The organism is Mesorhizobium sp. EU05-FHT14A09 (assembly GCF_058790995.1).
Genome location: NZ_JBYTDF010000001.1, coordinates 180,335 through 197,978, shown reverse-complemented (window position 1 = coordinate 197,978; position 17,644 = coordinate 180,335). Strand labels below are relative to the sequence as shown.

Annotated in this window: 15 protein-coding genes; 5 read left to right on the top strand and 10 right to left on the bottom strand. The window is 63.3% G+C overall.

Features of this window, described 5'->3' with window-relative positions:
* Positions 1 to 167: 167 nt before the first annotated feature.
* Positions 168 to 1,352 (bottom strand): cell wall hydrolase, encoded by a 1,185-nt coding sequence (locus AC3WTO_RS00885; RefSeq protein ID WP_492458793.1) that lies wholly within the window; start codon positions 1,350 to 1,352, stop codon positions 168 to 170.
* Between the two features lie 224 nt (positions 1,353 to 1,576).
* Complete coding sequence (locus tag AC3WTO_RS00880) at positions 1,577 to 2,878, bottom strand: MFS transporter (RefSeq protein ID WP_492458792.1); 1,302 nt, start codon at positions 2,876 to 2,878, stop codon at positions 1,577 to 1,579.
* A gap of 137 nt (positions 2,879 to 3,015) precedes the next feature.
* Here AC3WTO_RS00880 and AC3WTO_RS00875 point away from each other — a divergent pair, with 137 nt between their 5' ends.
* Positions 3,016 to 3,930 carry a LysR substrate-binding domain-containing protein gene (locus AC3WTO_RS00875; protein WP_492458791.1) on the top strand — a complete coding sequence of 305 codons (915 nt, stop codon included), beginning with the start codon at positions 3,016 to 3,018 and terminating at the stop codon, positions 3,928 to 3,930.
* A gap of 9 nt (positions 3,931 to 3,939) precedes the next feature.
* Here AC3WTO_RS00875 and der read toward each other — a convergent pair whose 3' ends face one another.
* A complete protein-coding gene (der, locus tag AC3WTO_RS00870; protein ID WP_492458790.1) occupies positions 3,940 to 5,376 on the bottom strand; it encodes a ribosome biogenesis GTPase Der in 1,437 nt (478 codons plus the stop codon).
* Between the two features lie 6 nt (positions 5,377 to 5,382).
* Positions 5,383 to 6,048 (bottom strand): tetratricopeptide repeat protein, encoded by a 666-nt coding sequence (locus tag AC3WTO_RS00865; RefSeq protein WP_492458789.1) that lies wholly within the window; start codon positions 6,046 to 6,048, stop codon positions 5,383 to 5,385.
* A 296-nt stretch (positions 6,049 to 6,344) separates the two neighbouring features.
* Between AC3WTO_RS00865 and AC3WTO_RS00860 the strand changes: the two genes are divergently transcribed.
* A complete protein-coding gene (locus AC3WTO_RS00860; RefSeq protein ID WP_492460006.1) occupies positions 6,345 to 7,388 on the top strand; it encodes a polysaccharide deacetylase family protein in 1,044 nt (347 codons plus the stop codon).
* Between the two features lie 62 nt (positions 7,389 to 7,450).
* On the opposite strand, the gene sbmA is transcribed toward AC3WTO_RS00860, so the two are convergent.
* The 3 genes from sbmA to AC3WTO_RS00845 form a co-directional block, all read right to left on the bottom strand.
* Positions 7,451 to 8,722: a peptide antibiotic transporter SbmA gene (gene sbmA / locus AC3WTO_RS00855; protein WP_492458788.1), complete on the bottom strand. Its 1,272-nt coding sequence runs from the start codon at positions 8,720 to 8,722 to the stop codon at positions 7,451 to 7,453.
* A gap of 110 nt (positions 8,723 to 8,832) precedes the next feature.
* A complete protein-coding gene (locus AC3WTO_RS00850) occupies positions 8,833 to 10,029 on the bottom strand; it encodes a YbfB/YjiJ family MFS transporter (protein WP_492458787.1) in 1,197 nt (398 codons plus the stop codon).
* Between the two features lie 61 nt (positions 10,030 to 10,090).
* Positions 10,091 to 10,291 carry a hypothetical protein gene (locus AC3WTO_RS00845; protein WP_492458786.1) on the bottom strand — a complete coding sequence of 67 codons (201 nt, stop codon included), beginning with the start codon at positions 10,289 to 10,291 and terminating at the stop codon, positions 10,091 to 10,093.
* Between the two features lie 89 nt (positions 10,292 to 10,380).
* Here AC3WTO_RS00845 and AC3WTO_RS00840 point away from each other — a divergent pair, with 89 nt between their 5' ends.
* The 3 genes from AC3WTO_RS00840 to AC3WTO_RS00830 all read left to right on the top strand — a co-directional run bounded on the left by AC3WTO_RS00840 (position 10,381) and on the right by AC3WTO_RS00830 (position 13,233).
* The gene (locus AC3WTO_RS00840) at positions 10,381 to 11,301 is read left to right on the top strand and encodes a LysR substrate-binding domain-containing protein (RefSeq protein WP_492458785.1); all 921 of its coding nucleotides are present in this window, start codon (positions 10,381 to 10,383) and stop codon (positions 11,299 to 11,301) included.
* Between the two features lie 246 nt (positions 11,302 to 11,547).
* On the top strand, positions 11,548 to 12,804 hold the full coding sequence (locus tag AC3WTO_RS00835) for an aminopeptidase (protein ID WP_492458784.1): 1,257 nt from the start codon (positions 11,548 to 11,550) through the stop codon (positions 12,802 to 12,804).
* Positions 12,805 to 12,888: 84 nt separating this feature from the next.
* Positions 12,889 to 13,233 carry a DUF488 domain-containing protein gene (locus AC3WTO_RS00830; protein ID WP_492460005.1) on the top strand — a complete coding sequence of 115 codons (345 nt, stop codon included), beginning with the start codon at positions 12,889 to 12,891 and terminating at the stop codon, positions 13,231 to 13,233.
* A 20-nt stretch (positions 13,234 to 13,253) separates the two neighbouring features.
* Here the strand turns inward: AC3WTO_RS00830 and AC3WTO_RS00825 are convergent, their stop codons facing one another.
* From AC3WTO_RS00825 to deoC, 3 genes are all read right to left on the bottom strand, one after another.
* The gene (locus tag AC3WTO_RS00825; RefSeq protein WP_492458783.1) at positions 13,254 to 13,601 is read right to left on the bottom strand and encodes an ArsC family reductase; all 348 of its coding nucleotides are present in this window, start codon (positions 13,599 to 13,601) and stop codon (positions 13,254 to 13,256) included.
* Positions 13,602 to 13,804: 203 nt separating this feature from the next.
* Positions 13,805 to 16,180, bottom strand: a complete 2,376-nt coding sequence (locus AC3WTO_RS00820; protein WP_492458782.1) for an aldehyde dehydrogenase family protein — start codon at positions 16,178 to 16,180, stop codon at positions 13,805 to 13,807.
* A gap of 11 nt (positions 16,181 to 16,191) precedes the next feature.
* The gene (deoC, locus tag AC3WTO_RS00815; RefSeq protein ID WP_492458781.1) at positions 16,192 to 17,205 is read right to left on the bottom strand and encodes a deoxyribose-phosphate aldolase; all 1,014 of its coding nucleotides are present in this window, start codon (positions 17,203 to 17,205) and stop codon (positions 16,192 to 16,194) included.
* Positions 17,206 to 17,644: the final 439 nt, after the last annotated feature.

Below are 17,644 nucleotides of genomic sequence, written 5' to 3'. Positions count from 1 at the left end.
AGTTAGAGGCCTTCCCCCCGTCAAGCCGAGGGGGAAGCTTTGTCGGCAAGTATTTTATGAAATGAAATCATGCACTTAAATAAGTGCGACATCGTGCCCGACAGGAAGTGGACAGGCAGGGGAGAGAATCTGCCCCCTTGGCCGGGCCGAATGCGGCGCCGTCAGGGTCAGCTCCAGCCGCCGCCATAGGTGCGATAGAAGATGTGCAGGCCGATCCTGGTCATCTTCTTCATCGCCCGCGCCCAGCCGGGGCTTACATAGGCGGCGTAATAATGCGTCGAGGAACCGACTTCCGGCAGGAAGATCTTGCCGGCGGTGACGGCCATGCCGATTTCCTGCGCAACCCTGTAGTTCTGCGGCTCGGTGATGCGCTTGCGGCGACCGTCGCAGGCGAAGGAAAACTGGCAGCGGTTCAACCAGTCGTCATTCTGGTAGACGACGCCGCAGATCGACTTGGGATAGGCCGGATTGCGGACACGGTTGAGGATGACCTGGGCGACGGCAGCCTGGCCGCGCAGCGATTCGCTGCGCGCCTCGAAATAGATGCCGTTGGCGAGGCACTTCTGCTCGGGCTGGGAGAATACCGAAGCCGGCAAGGGGGTCTGCATCCAGGCGTGGTCACCCTTGCCGAGCGGTGGAATGAAACGGCCACCAGCCGGCTTCTCATCCTGCAGCAGCGCCTCGAAGGGCGACGCCTTGGCATAGTCCGGCTCGGCCGGGGCGTAGGCGGTGGCGAGGACATCGGCGTTGTTGTTGTTGACGAGGCTGGCCAGCATCGTCGGCACGCCGTTGTCCTTCTTCTTCTCCTCACGCAGGTGGAAGGCGGAGGCGATCTGGACTTCCTTGCCCTTGATGTCAGGCTTGGCGAAGGCGAGCTTCAATCCGCTGTCGAGGCTCGGGCGCAGCAGCGATGAGGTGCGCTGGAAGATCGAACCGGCGGAGAAGTTCTTCGGTGGCGCCACAGGCGCGATCTTGACGATGCGTCCCTTCTTGTCGGCGCGTTGGACACGGGCTTCGTCGGAAACCTCTCCGGTCTTGGTGACTTTGCCGCTGAAAGCGACGGTGCCGATGCCGGGCAGTTGCACACCCGAGCCGGCGAGCGAGCCGGTGACGGCATCCTTGTCGACGAAAGGCAGTTCGGCAGCGTGGATGGAGCCGGCGGCGGCCTTCTGCACATAGGCGTTCCAGCGGGCGTTGGAAGATTCGAGGCCGGAGATCAGGCTGGTCATGTCCTGGTAGGCGACGGCGGTGGGGAAACCGATCCAGATGCCGAGGCCGACGGCAAGCGGGGACAGGAGAGATTTGCGGTCACCGGCAGCGGCCAGAAGCCGCTTTGCGAATCGTCGATGCACGGAACTCTCCAGGACGCTGATCAAAAGCCACTGGAAAACAAAATGAAGCATTAACCTTGATGGTCGGTTAACGATCGGCCGCCCCTGTGTCCGAAAGCGGGACGCCTGCCCCGTCGCTTAGAGCGGAATGCGACTGCGTTGAATTGGCATCCCGCTCTATCTCTTTGCTGGAGCATGATCTTTTCCGAAAACCGGTTCCCACTTTTCGGGATCATGCTCTAGCCTCAGGCCCGCGGCTCGGGCTTCAGCAGGATCGGCCAGGCGACAAGCGCGCAGGCCGTCGCGGCCATCCAGATGCCGCTCCAGGAAGTAGCCGCCAAAAGATGCGGGATCGACAGCGGCACTAGGAAGAAGCCGACGAAGACCAGCGTGTTGGCAAGACCGAGCGCGCTTCCGGCCCGGCTTGCGCCGGCCAGCGTGGCGATCTCGGCATAGGCGACGCCATGCCAGGACGAAACGCTGATGCCGGCAAAGACCAGCGTGGCAACGAGTGCTGCGGCGAATGCGGCGCTGCCGGGAGCAGCGAGCGCGACGAGCAGCGTGAGGACGGCAAAGGCGATGCCGCTGAGCAACGCGCAGAAGCGCAGATAGGCGCGGCGGTTGCGGTGGCGGTCGGTCCAGCGCCCGCTCCAGACGCGCATCACCATCGCGCCGATCTGCACGGCGGCAAGGGCAGCGCTGGTGACCAGCGTGCCGATGCCGGCAAAGTCGTGCAGGAAGACGGTGGTGAAGGTCAGCACCGCCACCTGCGGAAAGCAGAGAATGCCGACGGCCACGGCGAGGCGCCAGATGGCGACGCTGCGCAGTGGGGCGGGCGCGGAGACAGGCAGAACCGGCTGCGCCGCCCGCTGCAATAACGGCTCGTGCAGCCAGAGCCAGGTGAAGAAGGTGCAGGCCGCCGCCGTCACGGCCAGCAGCGCATAGACCGCCGCGAAGCCCAGGCCTTCGGCGAGCGACGGCAACAGCAAGGCGCCGAGACCGCCGCCAAGCGGGATGGCGGTCTGGCGGATGCTCATGGCGAAGCCACGTTCGCCCTCGCCGAACCAGGCCATGATGGCGCGGCCGCTGGAGCCGTTGACGCTGCCGCCGAGCAGGCCGACGACAAGCAGGTTTGTGGCCAGGAAAAGAACGCTGGGCGTATAGCCCTGCGACGGCACCAGAAAGGCGAGCATCAGCCCGAGCCAGATCATCAGGGAGCCAAGCCCGGCCAGCAGCACGCGGCGATCACCCCAGCGATCGGTGAGCAAGCCCCAGGGCAGTTCGCTGATGGCGACGCCGAGACCAAGACACCCCAGCACCAGGCCGAGGTCGGAATTGGAGAGATGGTAGTCGGTCCGCATCGCGACGGCCGTGCTGGGCAGGCCGGCGAAGATCATCGAAAAGCAGGCATTGGCGGCGACACCGACGCCCAGCACCTTCCAACGATGGCCAGCGGCAAACCGCGGCGGTGCGGCGGTGAATTCCTCGACGACGGCGCAAGCTCCTGCTGGCGATGAAAGGCGGTGAACCGACATTTCTGGCGACATGCGTGACGTCCTTGTTTCGCGCTGCCGCAAGCGGGCGGCCTTGACGAAACCTGACTACACCCATAGCTTCATCCGAAAAATCAGGAAGTTTTTGACTTATAATCCTGAAATTCAGGACGAATAACGAGAGAAGAGACATGAGCCGCACCACCTTCGATCTCGACGCGCTGCGCAGTTTCGTCACCGGCATGGAACTCGGCAGTTTCGCCAAGGCCTCTGAACGCCTCGGCCGGTCGACCTCGGCGGTGAGCGCGCAATTGAAGAAGCTCGAGGACCAGGCCAGCACAGCGATCTTCCGCAAGGCCGGGCGCGGGCTGACGCTGACGGAAGCGGGTGAAGTGATGCTCGGCTACGCGCGGCGGCTGATCGACCTCAATGACGAGGCGGCATCCGCGGTGCGCGACGTCGAGCTGGAAGGCTGGGTGCGGCTCGGCCTGCAGGAGGACTTCGGCGAGATGGTGCTGCCGCAGGTGCTCGGCCGCTTCACCCGCGCCCATCCCAAAGTGAAGATCGAGGCCAGGATCACGCGCAGCCAGGAACTGGCCGAACGGGTGCTCGCCGGCAGCCTCGACCTGGCGCTGGCCTGGGACAACGGCACGGCGCAGCCCAACAGCGACCTGATCGCCGATGTGCAGTTGCGCTGGATCGGTCCGGCCAATGGCGACATGGCGGACTGGCGCGAGCCATCGCTGCCGCTGGTGTCGTTGGAAGCGCCCTGCCTGCTGCGCACGATCGCGACCGAACGGCTCGACCGCGCCGACCGACCATGGCGGCTGGCTTTCTCCAGCCCGAGCCTCGCCGGTATCTGGGCCGCGGTGGCTGCCGGCCTCGGCCTGACCATCCGCACCGATATCGGCCTGCCGCCAACGGTGAAGGCATTGTCTTCCGACGCCACGGGACTGCCCGCACTGCCGAAAATCGGATTGCGACTGCTCAGGAAGGATGCGGAGGCCGATGCGGTCACGCAACGGCTGGCCGACATCCTGCTGCAGGCGGCGCGCGCAGCGCTGCCCGGAGAGCAGGCTCAGGCGCGCCTTCGCAGCGTCGCCTGACCGGCAGCCTCAGCTCTTCTTGCGGGCGCGTCCGGCGAAAGGATTGTCCGAGGTGCGCAATGCCATGCGGATCGGCACGCCGGGCATGTCGAAGGATTCGCGCAGGCTGTTCACCAGATAACGCACATAGGATTGCGGCAAGGCATCCGGCCGCGAGCACGAGACGACAAAACCCGGCGGGCGTGTCTTGGCCTGGGTGACATATTTGATCTTGAGCCGGCGGCCGGCGACGGCGGGCGGCGGATGATGCGCCAGTATGCCTTCCAGCCAGCGGTTCAGCTTGCCGGTGGAAACACGGCTATTCCAGACCTTGTGGGTGCGCACGACCGCATCCATCAGCTTGTCGAGGCCGCGCCCGGTCTCCGCCGAAACGGTGACAGCCTGGATGCCGCGCGCCTGCGGCAGCAGACGCTCGGTCTTCTCGCGCAGTTCCGCCAGCACTTCCTGCGGATGGTCGATCAGGTCCCACTTGTTGAAAGCAATGACCGGCGCCCTGCCCTCACGGATGATCAGGTCGGCAATCTGCAGGTCCTGCTTCTCGAACGGTATCGTCGCGTCGAGCACGATGATGACGACTTCCGCAAAACGCATGGCGCGCAGGCCATCGTGGACCGAAAGCTTCTCCAGCTTTTCCTGCACCTTGGCCTTGCGGCGCATGCCGGCGGTGTCGAACAGCTTGATCTGGCGCCCGCGCCAGTCCCAGTCGACCGAAATGGAATCGCGGGTGATGCCTGCTTCCGGGCCGGTCAGCAGGCGCTCCTCGCCGATCAGCGCATTGATCAGGGTCGACTTGCCTGCATTGGGTCGGCCGACCACGGCGATGCGGAGCGGCTTTTCCTCGTCATAGGCCGGCACATCGTCGGCGTCGGGATCAGCGATGTCTTCGCCGATCAGCACTTCGGAGATGGCGATCTCGTCGCTGGCGTCCTCGTCTTCCCCGAAGACCCGTTCCTCGCCAAGTGCTTCGATCACCGCATCGCGCAGATCCGGCATGCCCTGGCCGTGTTCGGCTGAAACCGGCACCGGTTCGCCGAGCCCAAGTTCCCAGGCCTCCAGCATGCCGCCCTGTGCCCCCCGGGCTTCGGACTTGTTGGCCACCAGCACAACCGGCTTGCCGGAACGGCGAACGACTTCGGCGAAGGTGCGGTCGTCCGGCATCAGGCCGGCCTTGGCATCCATCAGGAAGAAGATCAGGTCGGCTTCGCGGATGGCAATCTCGGTCTGCTGGCGCATACGGCCAGGCAGCGTCGAAGCCGGCGCATCCTCGAAACCCGCCGTGTCGACCACGTCGAAGGTGATGTCGTAGAGTTTGGCGGGATGAACGCGACGGTCGCGGGTGACACCAGGCGTATCGTCGACAAGAGCCAGCTTACGACCGGCGAGACGGTTGAAAAGCGTGGATTTGCCGACGTTAGGCCGGCCGATGATGGCGACTTTGAAGCTCATTACCCATCACGATGCGTTGCCGGAGCCGCGGATCAGATCTGCCATCATCGAGGCGCGCTGGCGGGCATTGCCCGGCGCGCCCTCGTCGGCGGCGATCTGTTCGAAAAGCTTGAGCGCGTCCTTCGGCTTGCCTTCCTTCCAGGCAGACAGGCCGAGCGCCTCACGCGCAGTATGACGCAGCGGGTTGGTGTCAGCCGTCAGCGCCTCGACGCGACTGGAGACGTCGGCGAAGCTGCCGTTGTCGACCAGAAGCAGGCCGGCGCGCAGGCGTGCTATGTCGCGGATCGAGGCCGGGAAGGCGCCGTCCGCGGCGACGTCATCGAAGTCCTTAACCGCACCGGCGAAATCGCCCTTGTCGGCCTTGACTGTGGCTGCACGCATGCGGGCCAGCAGCGGATAGGCGCCGTAGCCGTCCTTTTCCAATGCGGACAGCGCGGTCAGCGCGTCATCCTGCTTGCCGGCATTGGCAAGCGTCAGCGCCTGCGAGAAAGCATCGCCGGAACGGTTGGCGCGGCTGGTGTCCCAATAACGGTAGCCGACGAAAGCCGCAGTGCCGAGCACGATCAGCACGGCAGCGCCGAGCAGGATCGGACCATAGTTATCCCACAGCGCCTTGGCGCGGTCACTGCGGATCTCTTCGTTGACTTCGCGGATAAAACTGTCGTCGGACATCAATCAAACCGTTGCCGCCCAGCCAAAATGCCGAGCCAAAAGATGAGCCCCGCCTTGTAGCGGAATTTTGTCGGCATGGAAGGGGGGAGCCGGAAAATCGGCATTGCTGACCTTTTCCTCAACATCTTCGAGCATTTGTAGTCAAGTGGAATCACTTGGCGTTACAAAAATGCGGTGAGAACAAAACCTAGAGCGTTTCCGCGTTTCCGTGAAAAACGGAAACGCTCTAGGGACCGCACCGGCGCCACATTTCACGACTAGACGAGTGAACCATCACCATTGCCCGGGCAGCGGCAATCGCTTATCCAACTGGACGAATTGTAGTTTTTGTACCGATGATGCCCAGTTTGTTCCGCGTGCTCGCGTGTTCCGGCCTGATCGCCGCCGCCACGACCACGGCGCTTGCCGATCCGCCGCGGTCGCGCACGCCTGCCGCGCCCAAGCAGGTGGTGATCATCTCTTTCGACAACGCGCGCGACATTGCGCAATGGAAACGCAGCCGCGCGCTGGCGCAGCGCACCGGCGCGCATTTCAGCTATTTCCTGTCCTGCGTCTTCCTGCTGTCGAAAGAAACCCGCAAGAACTACGTCACGCCCCCCAAGGGAACCGGCAAGTCGAACATCGGCTTTGCCGCTTCAAAGGAAGAAGTGGCGGAACGGCTGGAGCAGATCAACCTGGCGGTCGCGGAAGGGCACGATCTCGGCAGCCACGCCTGCGGCCATTTCGACGGCAAGGACTGGAGCAAGAGCGACTGGCTGGCAGAGCTCGGCGCCGCGCGACGCATCCTGGAGAACGCTTACACGATCAACGGCATCAGCGCCGAGCCGGCCGGCTGGCGCGCGCTCGCCAGGTCGGTGACCGGTTTCCGGGCGCCTTATCTTTCGACCGGAAAAGGCCTCTATCAGGCGTTGCCGGAAGCCGGTTTCACCTATGACGCCAGCGGCGTTTCGCAGGGACCTGCCGTGCCGACGAAATCCGGCGCGATGACACGGTTTTCACTGCCGCTGATCCCGGAAGGGCCTAAGCGACGCCCCGTCATCGCCATGGACTACAATCTGTTCGTGCGCCACTCCGGTGGTTTCGAACGGCCGAGCCAGGCCAAGGAATTCGAGGAACGCACCTACGAAGCCTTCCGCGCCGCCTTCGACAAGCAATATGGCGGCCAGCGTATCCCGCTCGAACTCGGCTTCCACTTCACGCTGATGAACGACGGCACCTACTGGAACGCGCTGGAGCGTTTCGCGGGAGACGTCTGCGTGAAAGCCGATGTGGAATGCATCAGCTATCGCGACTACCTGGCCAGGGGCAAGCCGGTAAAGCCGGCGACGATGGGCGGCTAGAGCGCCGCCCGTCCTTTCGGGGTCATGCGCTGACGCCGCCCACGTCATCTTACCAGCAACGACTATGACGCCGGCTGATCCTCGGGCCGCATGCCGCTGTTCTGGCGATCCAGATAATGCTGGTCGATGGTCGGCAACGGTTCGCCAGCCAGCGTCGCTTCAAACGCACGCAGACGTTTGTGGATCGACTGCAGCTCGACGATGGTCGACCACGAATTGAGCAGGAACTGCAGGGAATTCGCGACACGGTCGAAGGCATTCGAAATCTGGCTGAACACACCGAAGGTGATCTTGTGCGCCACCAGTGACGGCCCCAGGATCAGGAGCGCATAGATGCCGTCGGCCTGCAGATAGGTGTAGCGAACGACGTTGAAATAAACGTAGTGGGCATAAAGCGTGAAGTAGTTGCGGCGGACGTTGTTGAACAACTCCGTGGTGGTGACGGGCTGCGCCCTGTCGGCATGGTCTTCGCCGTAGACGAGTTCCTTGCGGTAGGCAGCTTCGACGCGCTGGTTGCGGAACTGCAGGCCCGGCAGCTTGACGCCGGCCACCATCACCGCGACCGTACCAAGTACACACCAGACCAGCGCCGCGATCACGAGCGGCTGCGGAATGGCACCGACGATGGGCAGTTCCGTAATGTGCTGCTGCAGCTGGATCAGGACGGGCAGGAAGGCGATCAAGGTCATGATCGACTTTACGAACGTCGCCCCCAGATCCTCCATGATCTGGCAGAAACGCATGGTGTCTTCCTGGATACGCTGGGAGGCGCCTTCGATGTGGCGCAGCTTTTCCCAATTGCCCATGAAATAGTCGTTCATTGCCGTGCGCCAGCGGAAGATCCAGTGCTGGACGACGAAGGCGTTGATCACCTGCACATTCATGCCGAGCAGCGCGAGCCAGGCAAAACTGGCGACGCCCCAGTAAAACTCGCTGTTCGTCGATTGCCTGCTTCCGGACATCAAGCCCTGAACGTAGTCGTAAAACGGTCCGTACCAGTTGTTGACCGCGACGCTGACCTGAACGGTGAAATAGATGAAGAACAGGACGACCGCGGCGACCAGAATTGACCAGTTCTGCCATGGGTGTGGCGAGAACCAGGCCCAGAACGCATAAAAGATCAGAACACTGGCGGCATAGTAGATGTAGAACCACAGGAATGGCTTCGACCAGAACACATTGATGCCGATGGCCGGCGGCGCGCTGGGGTCAGCGGGCCCCAATACCGAACCAAATTGATGACCGCCAAAAAACCATAGCAAAATCAGGAAAAGCGACCATGCCGCGGCCGAAAGGAAAAACAGCTTCGGCTTCGGAAAGAAGGATACGAACACGTTGGCCAGCCCCAGATGACGCGCGAGCGCGATTGCGATTCGCAGCCATCAAGTCATAGTTTTTACGGCAAAGGAATGGTGCCCCGGCCCCGTGGCGAATTACTTTTTCGTCACGTTGGCGAGCGGGCTTCTTCTTGGACTTGCTGCCTGACGTCACGGCCAGCCGACCAGACGATGGCTGCCGAGATGACCAGGACGATGGCCGCCGCGATCGACGGCACGAAGAAACTGCCGCCTGAACGCTCCGCCAGCACGCCAGCGACCAGCGGGCCGATCAGCTGACCGATGCCGAAGCTTGCCGTCATCAGGGCAAAGGCGCGGCGCGGTGCCTGTGGTGACAGCACCCTGCCCGCCTGCAGGCCGAGCGCAGTGATGGCGATGAAGGTGCAACCGAGGAAGAAACCGCCGAGCAACGGCCCGACCGGCAGGCTCATCGCGACGCTGGCGGTCACGCCAACCGCCTCGACCAGGGAGGCCAGGGCATAGGCGACGTAGAGCCCGGTCTTGCCGGCGATCTTCTGCCACAGCCAGATCGAAGGCATGCCGGCAAGGCCGGTCACCATCCAGACCATGGCCTCGAAGGTCCGGCTGCCGCCGCCCTGGCGCACGATGGCCACGAGGAAGGTAGCGGTAACGATGTAACCTAAGCCGAACATCCCGTAGGCAATGGTGACTTTCACCAGCGGGGTGCTCCATTTCAAAGCAGGCTCCCGCCCTGAACCAGCGCTCAGTGCCGGGCCGCGATCGATCATCAGAACAGTGATAACGAAACCCACAAGGGAGAGTACCGCGGCCACCATCCAGCCCGCCACCCAGGTGGCGTGGCTGCTGACCAGCAGAGCCATCATCAAAGACGAACCGGCAATGCCAAGACCGACGCCACTGAAATGTAGTGCCTGCAATCCGTTGCGGCCAGCGACGGCAAGGTGACTGAAGACGATCGCCGCCAGGAAGACGATGACGAAGGCACTGGCGACGCCGGCAAAGAAGCGGATGACGAGGAATGCCGCGGTCGAATCCGTGAAGCCCATCAGGCCGGCCAGAATGCCGCTGGCAGCCAATGCGCCCAGCATGACGACACGCTCACGGCCGTGCGCCCACCCGCCGGCGGCAGTGAAAGCGCCGAGCAGATAACCGAGATAGTTGGAAGACGCGATCAGGCCGGCATCTCCCGCCGACAGATGGAGTTCTTCCATCATGCCGGGCAGGATCGGCGTGTAGACAAAACGGCCTATGCCCATGGCGACGGCCATGGCGACCATGCCGGCAAGGGCAAAACGCAGCGGAGAGGCCGGTGTCTCGTTCATTGCAGCGCACAATAAAACTGTGCGCCTGCGAGGCAATGCGTTTTGTTTGGGCCAGTTCGCGTCAGGCGCCGCAGCAGCGTACCATTTCAAAGTCGGTCCGTCGCGCGGTAAGCCTGAATGGCATGTCGCCCAGTTCGCGCTCCGACATGGTGTCGAGTACCGGATGCGAAAGCGGATCACGAACCCAGCCGGCAATGTCTCCATCGGTCGGGCGGATTGGCAACAGTTCCCTGAACGGATTCAGCAAGGAGAAAAGCGTCATGGCGGCAGCTCTCTTTCAGCCTCAGGATTTTGCCACCGAACCGAAGAGATTCAATTGAGATTTGCACCGCGTGAGTTTAGAAAAACTTCATGGCTCCCTTGAACCGAATTCATCTCAACGGGCTGCGTGCCGTCGAGGCCGTCGCACGACTGGGCTCGCTGTCATCTGCAGCCAGTGAGCTCGGCGTTTCGCCGAGCGCAGTCAGCCAGCAGATCAACCGCACCGAACGGCAGCTCGGGCTCGCGCTGTTCGAGCGCACGCCCGCCGGTCTTGTGCTGACCGATTTCGGCAACCAGTTCGCGACACGGCTCGGCAAGGGCTTTCGCGAACTGACGCAAGCCGTGGCTCTGGCGGACGATGCCTCGCGCTGCACTTTGGTGGTTTCGGTGGCACCGGCCTTCGCCTCGAAATGGCTGATGCCGAGGCTGTCACGACATTTCACCCGCTATCCCAATGTGCTCCTGCGCATCGACGCTTCGGTCAGGCTGATCGATCCCGGCAATTCCGAGGTCGATATCGGCATCAGGCTCGGCGATGGAAAATGGCCCGGCCTGCATGCGGAACTGCTGCTGGCCCAGGAGATCTTCCCGGTTTGCGCGCCGTCCATCGCAGCGAAACTGAAGACGCCAGCCGATCTCGCCAAGGCCTATGCGATCACCGACGAGCGCACGATGATCGCCTGGGAGAACTGGTTCCGCGCGGCCGGGGCCGAGCCGGTGACCTTGCTCAAGGGCGCTTCCTTCACAGATCCGATGCTGTGCCTGGAATCGACCATCGCCGGCCATGGCGTCATGCTGGGCTGGCAACTCCTGTGCGCGGATGCGCTGGCGGACGGACGTCTGGTTGCTCCTTTCGGAGTGCGAGCCCCGAGCGGTCTCGGTTACTGGATGGTGACGGCTCCAGATGAGCCGGATAGCCGCAAGGTGCGCGACTTCAAGGCATGGCTGCGCGAAGAGATCGACGTGACCATGGCGACATTCGCCACGCCCAGCGAGCCCGTCATCGCCTGAGACCAACGCTCGGCTCTTTCGATTGCGTATCGCGCCTCCCGAAAATCGACGGTCGTTTTTCGGGCCGATGCTCTTTTGCTGCGCATCGTGCTTTCCGAAAATCGACTGTCGATTTTCGGGCCGATACTCTTTGCTGCGCATCGTGCTTTCCGAAAATCGACTGTCGATTTTCGGGCCGATGCGGTGTGGAAAGCGGCGCAGCAGCGGTCTATGTAGATAGATATCTCCAACAGCTGAGGCCTGACCATGACATCCCACGCCCGCGATTTTTCCGCTGCCATCGATCCGGTGAAGCTCGAACGCCTGGCCGAAGTGGTGGTCAAGGTGGGCCTGCAGCTGCAGCCCGGCCAGGACCTGGTGCTGACATCGTCGATCGCAGCGCTCCCGCTGACCCGCAAGATTGTCGAGCATGCCTACAGGGCCGGCGCCGGACTGGTGACGCCGATCTTCAACGACGACGAGATCACGCTGGCCCGCTTCCGCTACGGCGCCGATGCCGGTTTCGACCGCGCCGCCGGCTGGCTCTACGAAGGCATGGCCAAAGCTTTCTCCAACAACGCCGCGCGGCTGGCCGTGCGCGGCGACGACCCGTCGCTGCTGTCGGCCCAGGATCCGGCCAAGGTTTCGCGCGCCAACAAGGCAAATTCGATTGCCTACCAGCCGGCACTGGAAAAGATCACCGGCTTCGACATCAACTGGAACATCGTCGCCTATCCGGAACTCGCCTGGGCGAAGCAGGTGTTCCCGGGCGAAACCGACGATGTTGCAGTGGCCAAGCTGGCGGACGCGATCTTCGCGGCCAGCCGCGTCGACAATGATGATCCGATCGGCGCCTGGAAGACCCACAACGCCGCGCTGGCCGAACGCACGAAATGGCTGAACGGACACAATTTCCATGCCTTGCACTTCAGGGGTCCGGGCACTGACCTGACTGTTGGTCTCGCCGATGGGCATGAATGGATGGGCGGCGCTTCGACCGCCAAGAACGGCATCACCTGCAATCCGAACATCCCGACCGAGGAAGTCTTCACAACCCCGCACGCACACCGTGTGACCGGCCATGTGTCCTCGACCAAGCCGTTGTCCTACCAGGGCACGCTTATCGACGAGATCTCGGTGCGGTTCGAAGAAGGACGCATCGTGGAGGCGAAGGCAGCCAAGGGCGAAGACGTACTGCAGAAGGTGCTGGACACCGACGAAGGCGCACGCCGCCTGGGCGAAGTGGCGCTGGTGCCGCATTCGTCGCCGATCTCTGCAAGCGGCATCCTGTTCTACAACACGCTGTTCGACGAAAACGCCTCCTGCCACATTGCGCTCGGCCAATGCTATTCGAAATGCTTCGTCGGCGGTGACAAGCTTTCGCAGGACGAGATCGCAGCGCGCGGCGGCAACAAGAGCTTCATCCACATCGACTGGATGATCGGCTCCAACAAGGTCGACATCGACGGCGTCAACAAGGATGGCAGCACGGTGCCGGTGATGCGCCAGGGCGAATGGGCCTGACGGAGACTTGTTGACAGCAGTCGTGCGGGATCCCGCCCGACTGGACGCCCGGCGCACCATGGAGGTGAACCCACGGCTTTCAATATCGTCGTCAAGCGGATCTACGAGCCGGCTGCGGCTTCGGACGGCCAGCGTGTCCTGGTCGATCGCGTCTGGCCACGCGGCATGACCAAAGAAAAAGCCGCCTTGACCCTGTGGCTGAAGGACATCGCGCCGAGCGATGCCCTACGAAAATGGTTCGACCACCAGCCTGAGCGCTGGGAGGAATTCCAAAGGCGATATGAGGGCGAACTGGCCGACATGCAGGAGCCGCTGCGCGAACTGGCCAGCCTGCTGGAGCACGGTCGCGTCACCCTTCTCTACGGCGCACATGAGGAGCGCTACAACAATGCGGTAGCGCTGGCGGATTATCTGCAGAGGCGAGCCTAGCGCTTCTTGCTGGAATCGCCTCAGCCGAGCTCGCGCTCGTAGACATCCGGTTTGAAACCGACCAGCAGGCGGTCGCCCAGATCGAGCACCGGACGCTTGATCATCGTCGGGCTGACCAGCATCAGAGCCTTGGCTTTTTTGGCGTCGAGGCCCTGCTTCTTGTCGTTCGGCAACTCCCTGAAAGTAGTGCTCGCCTTGTTGAGCAGCACTTCCCAGCCGAGCCTGTCGATCCAGCCCTGCAGGCGATCGGCCTCCAGGCCCGAAGCCCGATAATCATGGAAAGCGTAGCCGACCTTATGGCCCTCGAGCCAGACGCGCGCCTTCTTGATCGTGTCGCAGTTCGGGATGCCGTACATGGTGATGGTCAAGGCGAGGTCCTCAGATCGTGATTTGGGATCGAGTAGCCGATTCTCGACGTGGGCGCCGCATCGAAGCTGCTACTCTCTCCCCGCTTGCGGGGAGAGATGTCCGACAGGACAGTGAGGGGCAGAGCCAGCGTCCGCCGCGTGGTGCTGCCCCTCATCCGCCCTTCGGGCACCTTCTCCCCGTAGAACGGGGGAAGGAAGAAACGCTACTCGCCGTAGGGCACCCAGATGTTCTTGACCTGGACGGCGCGGGACAGGAATTCCCTGCCCTCACCCTGGCGTGCGTCATACCAGTCGCGCTGGACCGTCTCGGTCCACACCTGCTTGAGGTTGCCAGTCGAAGCCTTTTCAATCTTCGCTGCCGCATCGCGGCCGCCGAAATACCAGGTGCCATCGACTTCTTCGTGCTTGGCCAACTCGAGCGCCAGCGCATCACGATCGCCGGTGACGATGTTGACGACACCGTCCGGCACATCGGACGTCTCCAGCACCTGGTAGAAATCAGTAGCGGCGAGCGCCTGGCGCGCGGATGGGAGCACCACGACCCGGTTGCCCATGGCGATCGCCGGCGCCAAGGTCGAGACGAAACCAAGCAAACCATGTTCCTCCGGGCAAGCGACACCCAGGATACCGAGCGGCTCGTTCATGGCGAGCGCAACACCGCGCAGCGGCGGCTTGTGCACCGCGCCTTCGAACTTGTCGGCCCAGGCGCCGTAGGAGAACAGTCGCGAGACGGAGGCGGCAACCTCCCGGGCGGTATCCTGCTTGCGCTTGCCGGTCATCGCAGCAAGGCGATCGGCGAACTCGCTGGCGCGCGCGTCAAGGTTTTCGGCGATGTAATAGAGGATCTGCGCGCGGCTGTGCTCGGCGGTCGTCGCCCAGCCGGTCGCCTTGCGCGCAGCCTCCACTGCATTGCGGATGTCCTTGCGGTTGCCGTCGCCGACCTCGCCGACCAATGCACCCGACGGCGAAACGATCGGGCGGGAATAGCCGCCATCCGGCCGCGCCTGCTTACCGCCGACATAGAGTTTCGCGGTGCGGTCGATGAAGCCGGTCGAAACAACGTCACCATTGGGTTCGACGGCCGGCGCGGCGACAATCGGCTTGGCCTTGGCCAGCCATTTCGGCTTGCAATAGGCGGCCAGGCCTTCACGGCCGCCTTCGCGGCCATAGCCGGATTCCTTATAGCCGCCGAAGCCGACACCGGCATCGAACATGTTGGTGCCGTTGACCCAGACGACGCCGCATTTCAGCTTGGGCGCAATGTCCAGCGCCAGCGACAGCGTCTCCGACCAGATCGAGGCGGCAAGCCCATATTCGGTGTTGTTGGCGAGCTCGACCGCCTCAGCCGGGGTGCGGAATGTGGTGGCGACAAGCACCGGCCCGAAGATCTCGACGCGCGAGACGGTGGCGGCCGGGTGCACGCCGGTCAGCAGTGTCGGCGGATAGAAACAGCCTTTCGCCGGCACGCCTGATTTGGGCTGGTGAAGAACCGCACCTTCCTTGACCCCGATATCGACCAGTTCGCGGATACGCGCCAGTTGCACCGGATGCACGATCGCGCCGATGTCGATCGCCTTGTCGAGCGGATCGCCGACGCGCAGCGTCTCCATGCGAGCAATCAGCTTGGCCGTGAAACGGTCCTGCACGCTTTCCTGCACCAGCAAGCGCGAGCCGGCACAGCAGACCTGGCCCTGGTTGAACCAGATCGCGTCGACGACGCCCTCCACCGCAGCATCGAGATCGGCGTCGTCAAAGACGATAAAGGGCGACTTGCCGCCGAGCTCCAGGGTCAGGCTCTTGCCGGAACCGGCAGTCGCCTCGCGAATGCGGCGGCCGACCTCGGTCGAGCCGGTGAAGGCGATCTTGGCGACACCCGGATGATTGACGATGGCCTCGCCGGTCGCACCGTCACCGGTAACGATGTTGACCACGCCTTCGGGCAGGCCGGCCTTCTGGCAGATTTCGGCGAACAGCAGCGCGGTCAGCGACGTGTATTCGGCCGGCTTCAGCACCACGGTGTTGCCGAGCGCGATCGCCGGTGCGATCTTCCAGGCCAGCATCAGCAGCGGGAAATTCCAGGGGATGATCTGGCCGCAGACGCCAAGAGGCTCCCTGTCGGCCAGCTCGCCGTCCATCAGCTGCGCCCAGCCGGCATGATGGTAGAAATGGCGGGCGACCAGCGGGATGTCGATGTCGCGGGTTTCGCGGATCGGCTTGCCGTTGTCGAGCGTTTCCACCACCGCGAACAGGCGGCTGTGGCGCTGGATCAGCCGGGCGATGGCATAGAGATAACGAGCACGGAGATGGCCGGGAAGTGCGGCCCAGCCCGGCTGCGCCTTGGCGGCAGCCTTGACCGCGGCGTCGACGTCGGCGGCATTCGCCTGCGCCAGGCGCGTCAGCACCTCGCCGCTGGCTGGCGACGTGGTCTCGAAACTCTCACCCGACTTCGCCTTCTTCCAGGCACCGCCTATGAACAGCCTGGTTTCGCCGCCCAGCCCCTTGATCCAGGCGCCGGCTTCCTTGTCGCTTTCCGGCGCAGGGCCGTATTCCATCGTGTCCAGGATTTCAGCAATCGACATGGAGACCTCCGTTACGCCATAGCGTGGTGGCTGAAGGCCGCGTAACGACCGGTGACGTAGTGCTCGAGCTGGCGCTCGATGTCGGCAAGCAGCGACGAAGCCCCGAAGCGGAACAGATTGGGCTGCAGCCAGTCGTTGCCGAGTTCTTCCTTCATCAGCGCGAGGTAGGCCATTGCATCCTTTGCGGTGGAGATGCCGCCGGCCGGCTTGTAGCCGACGACATGCCCGGTCATCTCGCGGTATTCACGAATGGCGCGGATCATCACCAGCGTAACCGGCAGCGTCGCATTGATCGCCTCCTTGCCGGTCGAGGTCTTGATGAAATCGGATCCCGCCATCATCGACACCCAGGACGCGCGGGCGACATTGCGCAAGGTCTGCAGGTCGCCCGTGGCCAGGATGGTCTTCATGTGCGCCGGCCCACAGACTTCCTTGCAGGCCTTCACCTCATCATAGAGGGCCTGCCAGTTGCCAGTCAGCACATGTTCGCGGGTGATGACGATGTCGATCTCCTCGGCGCCATCGGCGACCGAAGCCTCGATCTCCTTCAGCCGTGTGTCGAGCGGCGAAAGGCCGGCCGGAAAGCCGGTGGAGACGGCGGCGACGGGAATGCCCGAGCCCTGCAGCGCCTCGACCGCGGTGGCCACGAAACGATGATAGACGCAGACCGCGCCCGTGGTGATGGTGCGGTCGCCGAGGCCAAGCGCGTCCTGCAGGTCGGCGCGCAGCGGCTGGCGTGCCTTGGCACAGAGACGGCGCACGCGACCGGCGGTGTCGTCGCCGTTCAGCGTGGTGAGATCGATGCATTGCAGGGCACGCACCAGCCAGGCAGCCTGCCATTCCTTCTTGACCGTGCGGCGACCGCCAAGCGACGACGTGCGCCGTTCGGCGGCACTCAGATTGACGCGGACAGCCTCGATCGGGTCCAGCGAAAACGGTATCGGCGGGTTGTAAGGGTGCGGCTGGTTGGCGAAGGCGGCAGCGCCGGCCGGCTGGCCACCCCTGTGCTTGTCGACGACATTCATCTCACACCTCCCATACGCCCGGACGGTGACAGCAAAAGACGACCGTGCCGAAACGTCCATATTGCGCGAATCGCGAAGCCCGCCAAGGCTCAATCGGTCTGGGCAGGAGAGGCCGTCTCTGGATTTCGGCTGTTTGATGTTGCGGTTTGGTGCGTCCTTCGAGGCTCGCCCGCATGGCGGTCAGCTAGCATTTTCAACGCGTTGCAGGCTCGCGCCTCAGGAAAAGGACCCGTTGTGCGAAGCCTTCCCAAAACTGAAAGATGACACTGCAGTAGAGGTTTGCGCCGACGGCCCTCATCCTGAGGAGCTAGCTCGCAAACCGCTGGAATAATAGCGAAAAATCATGGGGGCGAGGCTCGAAGGATGCACCACCCGCGAGACGGCGACACATTCCCGCTCAGCGGAAACCAGGCGACCAAAGCGTGGGGAGACTATCGCA

What these genes read in the sequence shown, in the direction of transcription:
- AC3WTO_RS00840 (WP_492458785.1), top strand. Translation starts at nt 10,381, where the DNA reads ATGGCTCCCTTGAACCGAATTCATCTCAACGGGCTGCGTGCCGTCGAG.
- AC3WTO_RS00880 (WP_492458792.1), bottom strand. Translation starts at nt 2,878, where the DNA reads ATGTCGCCAGAAATGTCGGTTCACCGCCTTTCATCGCCAGCAGGAGCT.
- der (WP_492458790.1), bottom strand. Translation starts at nt 5,376, where the DNA reads ATGAGCTTCAAAGTCGCCATCATCGGCCGGCCTAACGTCGGCAAATCC.
- AC3WTO_RS00835 (WP_492458784.1), top strand. Translation starts at nt 11,548, where the DNA reads ATGACATCCCACGCCCGCGATTTTTCCGCTGCCATCGATCCGGTGAAG.
- AC3WTO_RS00850 (WP_492458787.1), bottom strand. Translation starts at nt 10,029, where the DNA reads ATGAACGAGACACCGGCCTCTCCGCTGCGTTTTGCCCTTGCCGGCATG.
- AC3WTO_RS00875 (WP_492458791.1), top strand. Translation starts at nt 3,016, where the DNA reads ATGAGCCGCACCACCTTCGATCTCGACGCGCTGCGCAGTTTCGTCACC.
- AC3WTO_RS00820 (WP_492458782.1), bottom strand. Translation starts at nt 16,180, where the DNA reads ATGTCGATTGCTGAAATCCTGGACACGATGGAATACGGCCCTGCGCCG.
- deoC (WP_492458781.1), bottom strand. Translation starts at nt 17,205, where the DNA reads ATGAATGTCGTCGACAAGCACAGGGGTGGCCAGCCGGCCGGCGCTGCC.
- AC3WTO_RS00845 (WP_492458786.1), bottom strand. Translation starts at nt 10,291, where the DNA reads ATGACGCTTTTCTCCTTGCTGAATCCGTTCAGGGAACTGTTGCCAATC.
- AC3WTO_RS00865 (WP_492458789.1), bottom strand. Translation starts at nt 6,048, where the DNA reads ATGTCCGACGACAGTTTTATCCGCGAAGTCAACGAAGAGATCCGCAGT.